Origin of the sequence: Pseudomonas sp. PDM14 (assembly GCF_014851905.1) — a bacterium.
In the GTDB taxonomy this organism is placed as follows: Bacteria; Pseudomonadota; Gammaproteobacteria; order Pseudomonadales; family Pseudomonadaceae; genus Aquipseudomonas.
Map to the genome: position 1 here is coordinate 1,008,343 of NZ_JACVAQ010000002.1, position 14,426 is coordinate 1,022,768.

Here is a 14,426-nt window from a genome sequence, read left to right on the forward strand (position 1 = left end):
CGCCGCGGTTGCGCCACCATACGAGAAGGCACGCGGGCAAGGCAATCATGGCGGCCGCAGGGTGCGGCCGCTACCAACGATCAGCTCTCCACCGCACTCCACTGCTTGCTCAGGCGCTTGTCGGACACCGCCAGTTTCGTGCCCAGTTGCTGGGCGAACAGCGACACGCGGTACTCCTCGAGCATCCAGCGGTACAGCGCCAGGTTGGCGTCGCGCTTGCCCTCCTGGGCGTGCTTGGCCAGGCGCGCCTGGTACTGCTCCCAGTAGCCGGCCAGCTCGCCAGCCCAGACGCGGTCGCGCTGTACCTGGCTGCCGATCTTGTCCAGGCGCTGCTCGATGGCCTTGAGGTAGCGCGGCACTTCCTTGAGCCATTCGGCCGGGGTTTCGCGGACGAAGCCGGGATACACCAGGTTGGCCAGCTGCGCCTTGATGTCATTGAGGGCCATGGCCTGGGCCAGGTCGATCTTGCCCTTGAAGCGCTTCTGCAGGCCGTGCCACAGCTTGAGGATATCCAGGGTCAGTTTGGCCAGGCGCTCGGCGTGATCGGCCCAGGCGCCGCGCTTTTTCTCGGCCAGGGCAGCCAGGGCGGCACCATCGCGCGGCAAGGTCGCCTCGCCGTCGAGGATGCAGCTGTCCAGGCTGGCCAGGAGGATGTCCTCGACCAGTGCCTCGACGCGGCCCAGGTCGCGGTAGAGCAGGCCCAGGTCGGTCAGCCCTGGCAGCTTGTTGCGCAGGAACTTCGCAGGCTCGTTGAGCTGTTGCAGCAGCAGGCGCTGCAGGGCGCGGCGGTGCTGGTACTCGGCTTCGGCCTGGGTCGGGAAGCGCCCTTCCTTGACCACCCCGCCCTCTTCCACCAGCGCCGGGAACACGGTCATGGAGAGCCCGGCAATCTTCTGCTGGGTCTTCTCGGCGACTTCGGCGAAGGCCTTGGCCTGCACCGGCTGCTGCGCCTTGTCCGTCTGGGGGATGGCCAGCGCGGCCTGACTGGCTTCGGCGAAGCGCGCACACAGCTCGGCCAGGTCGCGGCCTTCGCCGAGGAACTTGCCCTTGGCGTCGACCACTTCCAGGTTCATCTTCAGGTGGCTGTCGAGCTGCGCAGCGGCCTCGACCCAGGCTTCCTCGGAAACCCGCGCACCAGTCATGCGCTGCAGCTCGCGGCCGAGGCTGTCCGGCAGGCTGCCCTGGCCGAAGGTGAGCTTGCTCAGCGCAGCACCGACGAAGTCCGGCACCGGCACGAAGTTCTTGCGCAGCGCCTTGGGCAGGTTGCGCACCAGGGCGATGGCCTTGGCTTCCAGCAGGCCGGGCACCAGCCATTCCAGGCGCTCGGGCGGCAGTTGCGGCAGCAACGGTGCTGGCACGCGCAGGGTCACGCCATCGCGCGGGTGGTTGGGCTCGAAATGGTAGGTGAGCGGCAGTTGCAGCTCGCCGATGTGCAGGATGTCCGGGTACTGCTGGGCGGTGACTTCCTTGGCGTCACGGGCCAGCACGTCTTCCTCGCGCATGATCAGCAGCTGCGGGTTCTTCGCGCTCTCGCTCTTGTACCAGTGCTCGAAGGTGGCGGCCTGGTTGATCTCGGCCGGGATGCGCGCCTCGTAGTAGGCGAACAGGGTTTCCTCGTCGGCGAGGATGTCGCGGCGCCGCGCCTTGGCCTCCAGCTCGTCGAGCCGTTCCAGCAGCAGGCGGTTGGCGTTCAGGCACTTGGCGCGGCTGTTGATTTCGCCGCGCACCAGGCCTTCGCGGATGAACAGCTCGCGCGAGGCCACCGGGTCGACCGGGCCGTAGTGCACCGGGCGCCGGCCGACCACGATCAGGCCGTACAGGGTGACCTGCTCGAAGGCCACCACCTGGCCGCGCTTCTTCTCCCAGTGCGGCTCGAAGTGGTTCTTCTTGATCAGGTGGCCGGCCAGCGGCTCGATCCAGTCCGGCTCGATCTTGGCCACCTGACGGGCAAACAGCTTGGTGGTTTCCACCAGTTCGGCAGCCATCACCCAGGTCGGCTTCTTGCGCCCGATCACGCTGGAGGGGTGAATCCAGAAACGCCGCTGGCGCGCGCCGAGGTAGTCGCCGTCCTCGGTCTTCTGGCCGATCTGGCTGAGCAGGCCGGACAGGATCGCCTTGTGCACCGCGGCGTAGCCCTTGGCGCGCTGCGCCGCTTCGCTGGCCTCGGCCTGCTCGCGAAGGATCACGTTGACCTTGGTGTCGGTGGTCGGTTGCTCTGCTGGTGTGTAGGAGCCTGCTTGCTGTGGTGCGGCATCCCGACGATCCTGCCCGCTCGGTGCCTGACCGACACCACGCTGATCGCGAGCAAGCTCGCTCCTACGGGAAGCGGGTTCGGCGTTGGCGGTCTGGCCCCGTTTGCTCTCCGCCAGCTGCAGCTCGCGGGCGATCAGCACCAGTTGGCGGTGCGAGTCGCGCCATTCGCGCAGGCGCATGTAGTTGAGGAAGTTCTTCTTGCACCAGTTGCGCAGCGGGCTGCTGCCCAGCTCCTGGCGCTTCTCCTCGAAGCCGCGCCACAGGTTGATCAGCGCGGCGAAGTCGGAATCCACGTCCTTCCACTGTGCATGGGCCTGGTCGGCGGCCTGCTGGCGCTCCATCGGCCGCTCGCGCGGGTCCTGTACGGACAGCGCCGAGGCGACGATGAGAATCTCGTCCAGGCTACCGAGCTTGGCCGCTTCCAGCACCATGCGCCCCAGGCGCGGGTCGATGGGCAGGCGCGCCAGCTGGCGGCCGAGCGGGGTGAGCTGGCTCTCGCGGTTGACCGCCGAGAGCTCCTGCAACAGGTTGAAACCGTCGCTGATGGCCTTGCCATCCGGCGGCTCGATAAAGGGGAAATCCTCGATGGTGCCCAGGCGCAGATGGAGCATCTGCAGGATCACCGCGGCCAGGTTGGTACGCAGGATTTCCGGATCGGTAAAGGCCGGGCGGCCAAGGAAATCCTCCTCGCTGTACAGGCGCACGCAGATACCCGGCTCGACGCGGCCACAACGGCCCTTGCGCTGATTGGCGCTGGCCTGGGAAATGGCCTCGATGGGCAGGCGCTGGACCTTGGCGCGGTAGCTGTAGCGGCTGATCCGCGCGGTGCCGCTGTCGATCACGTAGCGGATGCCCGGCACGGTCAGCGAAGTCTCGGCGACGTTGGTGGCCAGCACGATCTTGCGCCCGCTCATGGGCGCGAAGATCTTCTGCTGCTCGGCCGGGGTCAGTCGCGCATACAACGGCAGCACTTCGGTGAAACGCAGGTTGGCCTTGCGCAGCACTTCGGCGGCATCGCGGATCTCGCGTTCGCCGGGCAGGAAGATCAGCACGTCGCCGGGGCGCTTGCCCTCGGCCTTCTCATGGGCAGCGATCTCATCCAACGCAGCGAGGATGCCCTGGTCGACGGTGAGGTCGTCGAGCAGGCTCTCGCCCTCCTCGTCCACTTCGGCGGCCAGCGGACGGTACCAGGTGTCCACCGGGTAGGTGCGCCCGGAGACCTCAACAATCGGCGCCCCATTGAAGTGTTTGCTGAAGCGCTCCAGGTCGATGGTCGCCGAGGTGATGATCACCTTGAGATCGGGCCGGCGCGGCAGCAGGGTCTTCAGGTAGCCAAGGAGGAAGTCGATGTTCAGCGAACGCTCGTGGGCCTCGTCGACAATGATGGTGTCGTATTTTTCCAGGTAGCGGTCGTGCTGGGTCTCGGCCAGCAGGATGCCGTCGGTCATCAGCTTGACCAGCGTGCTGTCCTTGCTCTGGTCCTCGAAGCGCACCTGGTAGCCGACCAGCTCGCCGAGCGGCGTGCCGATTTCCTCGGCCACCCGGGTGGCGACGCTGCGCGCGGCCAGACGGCGCGGCTGGGTGTGGCCGATCAGGCCATGCACGCCACGGCCGATCTCCAGGCAGATCTTCGGCAGCTGGGTGGTCTTGCCCGAACCGGTTTCGCCGGCGATCACCAGCACCTGGTGTTCCTGCAGCGCCTTCTTGATCTCGTCGCGTTTGGCAGCGATTGGCAGGCTGTCGTCGTAGCGCATGGCCGGCACGCTGCGCTTGCGCGCCTCGACCTTGGCCACGGAAGCCTGGAAGCGCTCCAGCCACTGCGCCAGCTTGGCCTCGTCGGCGTGGCCGGCCTTGTGCAGCTCGTGCAACTGCCGGCGCAACCGATGGCGGTCGGCCAGCAGGGTCTGCGAGAGGTTCTTCAGGAGGGGGTCGATGGCGGGAACGGCGTCGGTCATCTGGCGGCTGGCAATCGTGGCAAAGGCGCGATTGTCGCAGATTTCCCCCGGCCGCGGCGCCTGGTCGCCGTGCCGCCCGGAGCGGTGCCCGGGCGGTTGGCTGTGGCGCTTAGCGGGTGGCCTGAATGCCCGCCGCGGCGAGTTCGGCCGGTACGGTGCGCAGGGCCACGTCGAGCGACTGCAGGGAGTTCCACGCCACCTGCTGCAGGTCAGCGGCCTTGGCGCGTTCGAAACGCGCGGCCTGGGCCGCCGACGGCGCGGGCGGCTGGGTGCCGTAGATCAGCGCGTAGAACACCGAGGCGGTGAGGTACGAGCCGGTGTACGACGGGTGGCTGCCGTCATCGATGAACAATGCCGGCTGCGGCTGGCTGGCCAGGGCCTTCTGCCAGGCCTGGCCGACCGGCGCCAGCAGCGCGTGGGTCTCGCTGGCCAGGCCGGTATAGACGCTGTCCAGCTGGGTCTGCATGGCCGGGTTGTTCTGCCGCGCCCAGGTCAGGTAGAGGATCGGCTGGGCGCCGGCCTTGCGTGCCGCGGCGCTGACCAGGCGCACGTACTGGCGGGTCAGCTCGGGGTTGTCCACCGGCATGGTGCTGAAATCCTGGATCACCACGTAGTCCCAGTGCTGGCTGGCGATGGTCTTCTGCACCTCGCCACGCTGCCAGTGGGCCTGCAGGCTGGCACCGCCGAAGGTGACGTCCTTGACCTGCAGCGGGCGCGCCTGGCCGGCGTCGACGGACATCTGCTGCACCATCTTCGGCAGGTCGTTGTAGAAGGTGTAGCTGTTGCCCACGAACAGCACGCTCAGCGGCTTGCCCTGTTCGGCCTGACCGAGCACGGACTGGGCCACGGGGTTGTGCTGCAGGGTGGGCTGGGTGAACGGTGCTTCGGCCGCAAGGACCAGGGCCGGCGCCGAGAACAGGCAGGCCAGCAGGATGTTACGAACATGATTTCGCATCGATGCACTCGCAGTGGCGGGTTGACCGTAACCGGGTACGGCAAACCTGACGCCCCGCATGACAGGCGCGATTATGCGAAATCGACGTGACGACACCAGAGCCCGGACGGCCAATCGACGAAAGGCAGGTCATTTTTCGACCAACGGGCCCTTCGCACTGGCCAGCCGCCAGCATGCGCCGCCAACCCGCACGCTAAAGATCGGCGCCACTCATCCGCTACAGTAAGCAGGGGTCTTTTGCGTCATCTTGATTGGAGTCAATGCTGCGCTGGCAGCATCCGGGCAAGCTATGGCCAAATGCCAGTCAATTACCCAAAAAGAAGTCAGATATGGGCACTTGGATCCGCAACCTTTCGCTGAAGTACAAATTCTGGGCCGTCAATCTGGTGGTCTTCGTCATCACCCTGCTGCTGGTGCTGTTCGCCATCTGCCAGGAACACAGCGGCCGCCTCGACGCCGCCCGTGAGGCGACCAAGACCCATGGCGCCCTGCTCGCGTCCTGGCCGGCACAGAGCCCGCTGCCGCGCAACGCCGACCTGATCAGCTTCGCCAAGGGCAGCCGCCCGAACGTGAGCGGTGTCGATACCGCCGCCCTGGGAACGGGCAGCGGCTTCGTCGAGCTGCAGCCCGACAGCCTCTGGCAGGACGACGCTGCGGTCGGCGCCTGGGTGCAGGATGCTGCCGACGGCCAGCGCCTGGCCCTGCTCGCCCGCGCACCCAGCCCGTGGCAGATCTTCCAGGAACGCGCTGGTGCCTACGCCGTAGCCGTCGCCGTGCTGATGCTGTTGCTGCTCGCCGCCTCGCAGCTGCTGATCCGCTTCATCCTCAGCCACCTCAATTCGCTGAAGGACATCATGCTCCACGTCGAGCGCAGCGGCGACCTCTCCGCCCGCGCGCAGAGCGACAGCCTCGATGAAGTCGGGCAGATGGCCGGCGCCTTCAACGCCATGCAGGGTGGCTACCAGCGCGTGGTCAGCACCGTGGCCCAGGCCGCCGCACGCCTCGACGAAGGCGCCAAGCGCCTGGCCAGCAGCATGGACGAAGTGCGCCACGGCATGCTCGGTCAGCAGAGCGAGACCGACCAGGCCGCTACCGCGATCAACGAGATGTCCGCCACGGTGTTCCACATTGCCCAGCACGCCGCCGATACCCGTGACCAGTCCACCGAGGCCGACCGCCTCAGCGGCGCCGGACGTGAAGTGGTCGACCGTGCCGGCCATGCCATCGCCAGCCTCTCGCAAGGCGTGCAGCAGACCGCGGAAATGGTCCAGCGCCTGGCCGAAGACAGCCAGACCATCGGCGGCATGGTTGACACCATCCACGGCATCGCCGAACAGACCAACCTGCTGGCGCTCAACGCCGCCATCGAAGCGGCACGCGCCGGCGAGATGGGCCGTGGCTTCGCCGTGGTCGCCGATGAAGTACGCAACCTGGCCAAGCGCGTGCAGGAGTCGACCAACGAGATCACCCGCATGATCGGCAACCTGCAGGCCGGCACCCGCGACGCGGTGGACTTCATGCATGAAAGCTCGATCAAGGCTGACCAGTGCGTGCAAGAAACCGGCGCCACCGGCGAGGCCCTGGCGACCATCGCCCACGCAGTGGCGCTGATGCGCGAGAGCAACACGCAGATCGCCGTGGCCGCTGAACAGCAAAGCCAGGTGGCCGAGGAGATGACCCGTTCCATCGTCGGCATCCGTGATGTCACCGAACGCACCGTGCAACAGACCCTCGACTCGGCCAACACCAGCGCCGAGCTGGTCGGCCTGGCCAGCGAGCTGAGCAAGGCCATCGGCCAGCTCAAGCTCTGAGCCAACCCGGCGCGTCGCCAGCAGGCGGCGCGCCCTCTTCGCCTCACGACATCCGCCGTCTCTTGCACACCGTCCGCAGGGTGGATGACGCTCTGTTCATCCATCACAAGCACTGATTGGTGCGCCGTGCGCACCAATCACCTATGCGGTGACTGCGGTGCGCATGGCGCACCTTACGTCGATATCCGCCACGCTATTCACCCACCACACTAGGTGGCGTCCGCGCTCTGGTTCGGACGGCGCTCGGCCAGCGGTTGCTGCGCCTGGCAGCCATCGTCGTTGCAGGCCAGGCCGTCGACGGTGGCCGCGGTATCGACCCGCGCATCCACCGACATGCCGACCCGCAGGTGGCCGATCAGCGGCTGGTCCGGGTCAAGCACGATCTTCACCGGGATCCGCTGCACCACCTTGGTGAAGTTGCCGGTGGCGTTGTCGGGAGCAATGGCCGCGAAGGTCACCCCGGTCGCCGGCGCCAGGCTCTGCACATGGCCACGCAGGACTTCGTCGGGAAAGCTGTCGACGCGGATGCTGACGACCTGGCCGGGGCGCATGTGGTCGAGCTGGGTTTCCTGGAAGTTGGCCACCACGTAGGCCTGCTCCAGCGGCACCACGGCCAGCAGCACATCGCCCGGCTTCACGTAGGCCCCGACGCGCACCGCGCGGCGGCCGACCATACCGGCCACCGGCGCGCGCAACTGGGTGTGCGACAGGTCCAGTTCGGCCCGTTCCTGATTGGCCAGGGCGCGCTGCAGGGCGGCACTGGCGGCGTCGCGCTGGGCGGCGAGAATGTCGGTCTGCTTCTGCGTGGCCAGCAGGCCGGCCCGGTTTTCCTGCTGCTTGGCGCGGGCACTGTCGTAGCGGCTCTGCGCCTGCTGCGAATTCTGCACGGTGCCGGCGCCGCGCCCGACCAGGCGTTCGTAGCGTTCGCGCTCGCGCTCGGCGAACAGCACTTCGGCGCGGTCGGCCTGCAGGGTGGCGTGTACCTGGTCGATCAGCGACTGCTGGCGGTCCAGGGTGGCCTGGGCATTGGCCAGTTGCGCCTGGGCGCTGGCCACTTCGGCGCGCGCACCATCCAGCGCGGCGCGGTAGTCGCGGTCATCGATGCGCGCCAGCAACTCGCCGGCCTTGACCCGCTGGTTGTCCTGCACCAGCACCTCGTCGATGAAGCCCGAGACCTTCGGCGCCACCAGGGTGTAGTCGGCGCTGACGAAGGCATCGTTGGTGCCCTGCTCATGGCGCTCGGCCAGCAGCAGGTGCCAGACGCCCCACACGCCGAGGCCGAGAAGCAGCGCCAGGCCGGGCAGCAGGACGGGGTTGGATGGGCGCGAGATGGAATCGCTCATGACGGTCTCCGGTTCAGGTAACGGCGCGCGGCGGATAGATGCGCGTGGGCACGAAAGGAATGATCAGGATCAGCACGACAGCCAGCAGCGCCATGCTCAGGTAGAGGTCGGACGAGGTCAGCACCACTGCCTGCTGGTGCACCCGTGCGGCCAGGCTGACGCTGTCGTCGAGCAACGGTGTGTTGCCGAGGCGGTCGACCAGGCTGGTGGAATGGAAATGCAGGCGCGCGGTGCTCAGCACGTCGAGCAGCGCACCGGCCAGTACCGCGGCGAAGCCCTTGACCGAGTTGAACCAGGCCGAGGCGAACGGCCCCTGCGCCGGCACGATGCTGCCGGTGGAGAGCATCAGCAACGGCAGCACCGCCATCGGCTGGCCGAAGATCTGCAGCGCCTGCACCAGGTAGAAATCGTCGCGAATCCACGCCGAGGTGATCTGCGAGCCGAGCACGCAGGAGCCCGCCAGCAGCGCCAGGCCGGTGGCCAGCACCCAGCGGCAATCGACCCCGCGCAGGTTGCATAGCGCCGCCACCAGCGGCAGCGCCAGCAACTGCGGCAACGCCACCGTGAGCATCACCGGCGAGGTCTGCAGCGGCCGGTAGCCCTGCACCTGAGCCAGGTAGCTGGACGGAATCAGGCTCGACGCCAACAGCACGAACAGCACCCCGCCCAGGGCGAACAAAGCAAAGCTGAGGTTGCGCAGCTTGAGCAGTTGCAACTTGAAGAACGGCAGCGGATGCGACCACTCGTTGATCAGAAACAGCACCAGCAGCGCCGCGCCACCGCCGAGCAGCACCGTGATCAGCGGCGAGGCGAACCAGTCCAGGCGCTCGCCCTGAACCAGGCCGATCACCAGCATGCTGATGGCGGGAAAGCCGAGCAGCAGGCCCTGCCAGTCGAACTGGGCGAAACGCTCCAGGCGCAGCGGGTCCTGCGGCAGGCCCCAGGCGACGGCGGCCATGGCCAGCAGGCTGCTGGGAATGATCTGCCAGAACGCCCACTGCCAGCCGACGTACTCGACCCAGAACGCCGCCAGCGGCGTGCCCAGACTGGGGCCGAAGGTGGCGGTCAGGGCGTAGCTGGCCAAGCCATAGAGCTTGATGTTGGCCGGCAGGAAGCGCAGCGCCACGGTCATCAGCATCGGCGGCAGCGCGCCGCCGGCCAGGCCCTGCAGGGCACGCAGCAACATCAGGCTACGCTCGTCCGGGGCGAACGGGCTGAGCAGGCCGAGGACCATGAAGGCGGCGATGGCGCACAGGGTGAAACGGCGCAGTGACAGGGTCACCGCGAACCACGGGGCGAAGGCCATGGCGCACACCGACGGCGCGGCATACAGGGCGATCAGCCAGCTGCCTTCATCATGGCCGATGCCCATGGCGCCGCGAATATCGGCCAGGGCGACCTTGGTGACGTTCTCGTTGAAGCCCGCGACCAGCACCGCCAGCAGTACCCCGAGCAGGCCGACGATAATGCGCGGGCCGAGCGTAGCCACTGGCGGCGCGGCCACAGGCGCCTGGGCAGGCGCGAGTTGGGCAGCCAGCGCAGCGCTCATCGGGCATGGACCCTGGCGGTGAGTGAAACGAATAGCGACATGCGACAAACCCGGACAATGGTGAGTGCGCAAAGTCTATGGGTCGCCGGCAATGCCGAAAATTGCAATATTTCAAATCAATACATGCGTGAAACGCACGCCTGACAACTAGCTGCGCAGGCCCTCCTCGCAGCACTGCTTGATCAGGCCACGCAGCCAGCGGTGACCCACATCGTTGTCGAACCGCGGGTGCCACGACTGGCGCACCGGCACCGGTTGCAGCGCCAGGGGAATCTCGAAGCGGCGTAGCGGCAGCCCGAGGCGCTGGCAGGTGGTGGCGACGAGGTCCGGCACCGGCAGGATCAGGTCCGACTCCATCAGCGCCAGCACCGCGGAGAAAAAGCTCGGCGAGATCAGCACCACGCGCCGGGTCAGCTCCAGCTCAGCCAGGCGCTGGTCGATGGGCCCACGCGCCAGGCCGCGGCGGGAAATGCTGATCTGGTCGAAACGGGCGAAACGCTCGGGGCTGATGGGCTCGTCGAAGATCGGGTGATCCTGGCGCGCCAGACCGACGAAACTCGCCTCGAACAGCCCCTGGGATTTGATTTCTGGCGTCAGGCTGCTGGACGCTCCGACGATCAGGTCGATGCGCCCTTCGCGCATGGCATCGTCGTCGCCGTCGATCTCCGGCACGAAGCGCAGCACCACGTTCGGTGCCTGCTGGTGCATACGCTCGACCAGCTGGCCGCCGTAGCAGACCATGAAGATGTCGTTGGTGCGCACGTTGAAGTGGCGCTGCAGAGTCGGCAGGTCGACCTCCGAGGAGCGAAACAGCCCGGCGGCCTGCTCGACCACACCACGCACCTGCTCGCGCAGTTCCAGCGCCCGCGGCGTCGGCACCAGGCCGCGCCCGGCACGCACCAGAATCGGATCGCCGACCGCCTCGCGGATACGCGTCAGGGTGCGACTCATGGCCGGTGCGCTGAGGTGCATGCGCCGTGCGGCGCCGACCACGCTACCCTCGTCGAGCAGGATATCCAGGGCCACCAGCAGGTTGAGATCCGGCAATTGCATGTGACGCACCCTCCCATTGCAACGATTGCAGTGGGCGCAACTGTATAAGCCGGAGGCGTTGGCGTCGATCTGCTCAAGGGTGGGCCAGGAGAGCTGGCCTCACGCCCTCTGGGGAGAAGAGGACTCGCGTTACAGGAGGCTCCGAGTGGGGCTTCCCTCACCCCGGCCCTCTCCCGGAGGGAGAGGGGGCTAAGAGCCAAACGTGCTTGGCAGTAGTGCGTAGGAGCCAGCTTGCTGGCGATCCGGTCTTGCGTACATAAGCATCGCCAGCAAGCTGGCTCCTACAGCAATCGTGGACCGCGAAACATAGCCTGGCGCCTTGGAAAGCCGTCATAACCGCGGCATGTTCTTGGTCACGCAGTGGATGCCGCCACCGCCGCCGGCGATCGGGTCGATGTTCACCTGCACGATGGTGCGCCCCGGATAGAGCCGGGTAAGCAGGTCCTTGCAGTACTTGTCCGCCGCCGCGTCGCCGAACTGCGGGGCGATCACCGCGCCGTTGATCGGCAGGTAGTTGATGTAGCCGGGGGCGAAGTCCGGGTTGTTGCGGGTGTAGACGTTGCTGCGCACCTTGAGGGGCGGCGGCAGGGTGTGCACCACCAGTTTGCGGCCGTCGGCATCGGTAGCCGCCTTGAGGATGTTCAGGTGGGTGCGGGTCACCGCGTAGTCGTAGGACTTGGGGTCGTTGTCCAGGTTGGCGATGACCACACCGGGGCTGACGAAGCGCGCATAGAAGTCGACGTGAGCGTCGGTGATGTCCTTGCCCTTGATGCCGGGCAGCCAGATGATCTTGCGTAGGCCGAGGCTGGCCTTCAGCTCGGCCTCGATCTGCGCGCGGCTCATGCCCGGATTGCGGTTGCCGTTGACCCAGCAGCTCTCGGTGATGATCGCCGTGCCGTGGCCATCCACTTCGATCCCACCGCCCTCGCCCACCAGCTGGCTGGAGATGTAGCTGGCATCCAGCTCGTAGCTCAGGTTATCGGCAACCTGGGTGTCGTTGCTGGCGCGCTGCTTGCCGCCCCAGCCGTTGAAGTTGAAGTCGACCAGGCCGCGCCCGCCTTCGCCGTCGACCACGAAGCAGCCGCCATAGTCGCGCACCCACACATCATCCAGCGGCATGCTGAGGAAGCCGATGTTATTGGTGCCGCACTTCTGCCGGGCCTGGGCCAGCTGGTTGGCGCGGCACAGCACAGTCACCGGCTGGTACCTGGCGATGGTCTTGGCCAACAGCGCGATGCAGTCGTTGACCGGCGTGGTCCAGTCCTCCCAGACCGCCGAGGACGCGGCGAACGCCAGGATTACCCGTTCCTGTGGGCCGTGCTCGTCGGGCATGTACCAGTTGCCGGCCAGGGCCGCACGCACCCGCGGTGCGCCGACACCCAGGCCCAGGGAGGCGACGGCACCGAGGCTGGCAGCCATCGTCAGGTGTTTCATGAAATCGCGACGGGTAGACATGCGATGTCCCTCTTCTCGTGGGGTGGTGATGGGCGCGCGGCCGTCATCAGTGGCTGGCGGTCTTGAAGCTGGTCCAGGCGCGCATGCGCGCACGCATCTCGCGCTGCGGGATGTCCTTGCCGGGAATCAGTCGCGCATAGGTGGCTTCGTCGACGTAGATCTCCGGGTTGTTGCGCATGTCGGCGTCGACCATCGGCCGCGCCTTGACACTGGAGGTCGGGTAGCCGGTGAAGTTGCTGATCGCCGCCATGTTTTCCGGACGCATGACGAAGTTGATGAAGGCGTAGGCGTATTCCGGGTTCTTCGCATCCACCGGGATGGCCATGGTGTCCATCCACACCGTGGTGCCCTCGCGCGGGATGTGGAAGCGGAAGTCCGCCGGCTTGCCGGCACCACTGGCGGCGCGCTGGGCCTGGGTGACATCGCCGCTGTAGCCGAGCGACAGGCACAGGTCGCCGTTGACCAGGTCGGTGACCGGTTGCGACTGGAACTTGCGGATGTACGGCTTGATCGCCAGCAGCAGCGCGCTGGCCGCCTTCAGGTCCTGCGGCTCGGCGCTGCGCGGCGAGCGACCGAGGTAGTTGAGCGCCACGGCCATGACCTCGTCCGGCGAGTCGATGATCGAGATGCCGCAGTCGGCGAACTTGGCCGCGTGCTCCGGTTTGAACAACAGGTCGAGGCTGTTCACCGGGGCATCCGGCATGCGCTTGCCGACCATCTCGGCGTTGTAGGTGATGCCGATGCTGCCCCAGGTGTAGGGCACGGTGGCGTGGCGCGAGTACGGGTACTTGGTCTGCAGGGTGCGCAGGCCAGGCTCGATGTCGGCCAGGTGCTGCAGCTTGTCCGGGTCGAGCTTCTGCAGCGCGCCGGCACGCATCAGGCGCTCGGCTACGGTGTCGCCGGGGAAGATCAGGTCGTAGCCGCTGCCACCTGCCATCATCTTGGCCTCCAGCGTCTCGCTGCCCTCCATGACGTCGTAGATCACCTTGATGCCGGTCTCCTTGGTGAAGTTGGCGAGGGTGTCCTCGGCGAAGTAGTCGGCCCAGTTGTACAGGCGCAGGGTCTTCTCCTCCACGGCAGCCGAGGCCTGGGCACAACACAGCGCCAGGGCGGCGAACAGCAGGCTTTTCTTGTGGCTCATGGTCAGGCTCCCCGAGGGTTCCAGTGGCTATGCAGGTGGCGGCCATCCAGGCCCAGCAGCGCTCCGTACATCTCCGGGCGACGGTCGCGGTAGATGCCCCAGGTCAGACGGTCCTCGCGCATGGCGGCGAGGTCCAGCTCGCGCAACAGCACGCCGCTGGTGTCGCGATCCGCCTCGGCGAGCAACTTGCCCTTGTGGTCGGTGATGAAGGACGAGCCGTAGAAGCTCATCTGCAGGCCCGGATCGGTGGTCGCCACTTCGCGGCCGACGCGGTTGGCGGCGATCACCGGGACGATGTTGGCGGCGGCGTGGCCGCGCTGGGTCAATTGCCAGTGATCGCGCGAATCCAGCGCGGCGGCACCTGGCTCTGAGCCAATGGCAGTAGGATAGAGCAGCACCTCGGCGCCCTGCAGGGCCAGGCAGCGCGCGGTCTCGGGGAACCACTGGTCCCAGCAGATACCGACGCCGATGCGCCCGACGGCGGTGTCCCAGACGCGGAAGCCGGTATCGCCGGGACTGAAGTACTCCTTCTCCTGGTAGCCGATGGCGTTGGGGATGTGGGTCTTGCGATACACGCCGAGCAGGCGGCCGTCGGCGTCGGCCACGGCCAGGGAGTTGAAGTAGGCGTTGCCGGCCTTCTCGAACCAGCTCAGCGGCAGCACTACGCCCAGCTCGCCGGCCAGCGCGGCAAAGCGCTTGAGCAGCGGGCTGGCGCTGTATTCCTCGGCCAGGGCCAGGTGCTTGTGGTCCTGCTCGATGCAGAAGTACGGGGTGGCGAACAGCTCCTGCAGCAGGATCAGCCGCGCGCCGCGGGCGGCGGCGTCACGCACCAGCTGTTCGGCGCGGTCTAGGTTCTGCTTGAGGTCCCAGCTGCAGGCGAACTGGGTGGTGGCGACGGTCAGTCTGCTCAT

At 67.1% G+C, this 14,426-nt stretch carries 9 protein-coding genes and 1 pseudogene; 2 read left to right on the plus strand and 8 right to left on the minus strand.

The genetic code is table 11. The features are described 5' to 3' along the window. Positions 1–80: 80 nt before the first annotated feature. Together hrpA and IB229_RS17275 are read right to left on the minus strand one after the other, a co-directional pair. Complete coding sequence (gene hrpA, locus IB229_RS17270; RefSeq protein ID WP_192331141.1) at positions 81–4,208, minus strand: ATP-dependent RNA helicase HrpA; 4,128 nt, start codon at positions 4,206–4,208, stop codon at positions 81–83. A gap of 109 nt (positions 4,209–4,317) precedes the next feature. Continuing rightward, complete coding sequence (locus IB229_RS17275) at positions 4,318–5,163, minus strand: SGNH/GDSL hydrolase family protein (protein ID WP_225579166.1); 846 nt, start codon at positions 5,161–5,163, stop codon at positions 4,318–4,320. Between the two features lie 779 nt (positions 5,164–5,942). On the opposite strand from IB229_RS17275, the pseudogene IB229_RS22335 reads away from it, so the two are divergent. Further along, positions 5,943–6,104, plus strand: a pseudogene (locus tag IB229_RS22335) (HAMP domain-containing protein); the annotation flags it as partial. A 114-nt stretch (positions 6,105–6,218) separates the two neighbouring features. After that, positions 6,219–6,974: a methyl-accepting chemotaxis protein gene (locus IB229_RS22340; protein WP_412547806.1), complete on the plus strand. Its 756-nt coding sequence runs from the start codon at positions 6,219–6,221 to the stop codon at positions 6,972–6,974. A 209-nt stretch (positions 6,975–7,183) separates the two neighbouring features. Here IB229_RS22340 and IB229_RS17285 read toward each other — a convergent pair whose 3' ends face one another. The 6 genes from IB229_RS17285 to aguB all read right to left on the minus strand — a co-directional run bounded on the left by IB229_RS17285 (position 7,184) and on the right by aguB (position 14,426). Continuing rightward, positions 7,184–8,317, minus strand: a complete 1,134-nt coding sequence (locus IB229_RS17285) for an HlyD family secretion protein (protein ID WP_192331143.1) — start codon at positions 8,315–8,317, stop codon at positions 7,184–7,186. A gap of 13 nt (positions 8,318–8,330) precedes the next feature. After that, entirely contained in the window at positions 8,331–9,866 is a 1,536-nt protein-coding gene (locus IB229_RS17290) for an MFS transporter (protein ID WP_192331144.1), read from the minus strand. Positions 9,867–10,013: 147 nt separating this feature from the next. Next, complete coding sequence (locus IB229_RS17295) at positions 10,014–10,919, minus strand: LysR family transcriptional regulator (protein ID WP_192331145.1); 906 nt, start codon at positions 10,917–10,919, stop codon at positions 10,014–10,016. A gap of 330 nt (positions 10,920–11,249) precedes the next feature. Next, positions 11,250–12,374 carry an agmatine/peptidylarginine deiminase gene (locus IB229_RS17300; RefSeq protein ID WP_192331146.1) on the minus strand — a complete coding sequence of 375 codons (1,125 nt, stop codon included), beginning with the start codon at positions 12,372–12,374 and terminating at the stop codon, positions 11,250–11,252. A 46-nt stretch (positions 12,375–12,420) separates the two neighbouring features. After that, positions 12,421–13,515: an extracellular solute-binding protein gene (locus IB229_RS17305; protein WP_192331147.1), complete on the minus strand. Its 1,095-nt coding sequence runs from the start codon at positions 13,513–13,515 to the stop codon at positions 12,421–12,423. A 2-nt stretch (positions 13,516–13,517) separates the two neighbouring features. Continuing rightward, the gene (gene aguB, locus IB229_RS17310) at positions 13,518–14,426 is read right to left on the minus strand and encodes an N-carbamoylputrescine amidase (RefSeq protein WP_192331148.1); all 909 of its coding nucleotides are present in this window, start codon (positions 14,424–14,426) and stop codon (positions 13,518–13,520) included.

Coding starts and splice junctions, on each gene's coding strand:
- hrpA (WP_192331141.1), bottom strand. CDS start 4,208: ATGACCGACGCCGTTCCCGCCATCGACCCCCTCCTGAAGAACCTCTCG.
- IB229_RS17275 (WP_225579166.1), bottom strand. CDS start 5,163: ATGCGAAATCATGTTCGTAACATCCTGCTGGCCTGCCTGTTCTCGGCG.
- IB229_RS22340 (WP_412547806.1), top strand. CDS start 6,219: ATGCTCGGTCAGCAGAGCGAGACCGACCAGGCCGCTACCGCGATCAAC.
- IB229_RS17285 (WP_192331143.1), bottom strand. CDS start 8,317: ATGAGCGATTCCATCTCGCGCCCATCCAACCCCGTCCTGCTGCCCGGC.
- IB229_RS17290 (WP_192331144.1), bottom strand. CDS start 9,866: ATGAGCGCTGCGCTGGCTGCCCAACTCGCGCCTGCCCAGGCGCCTGTG.
- IB229_RS17295 (WP_192331145.1), bottom strand. CDS start 10,919: ATGCAATTGCCGGATCTCAACCTGCTGGTGGCCCTGGATATCCTGCTC.
- IB229_RS17300 (WP_192331146.1), bottom strand. CDS start 12,374: ATGTCTACCCGTCGCGATTTCATGAAACACCTGACGATGGCTGCCAGC.
- IB229_RS17305 (WP_192331147.1), bottom strand. CDS start 13,515: ATGAGCCACAAGAAAAGCCTGCTGTTCGCCGCCCTGGCGCTGTGTTGT.
- aguB (WP_192331148.1), bottom strand. CDS start 14,426: ATGAGCAGACTGACCGTCGCCACCACCCAGTTCGCCTGCAGCTGGGAC.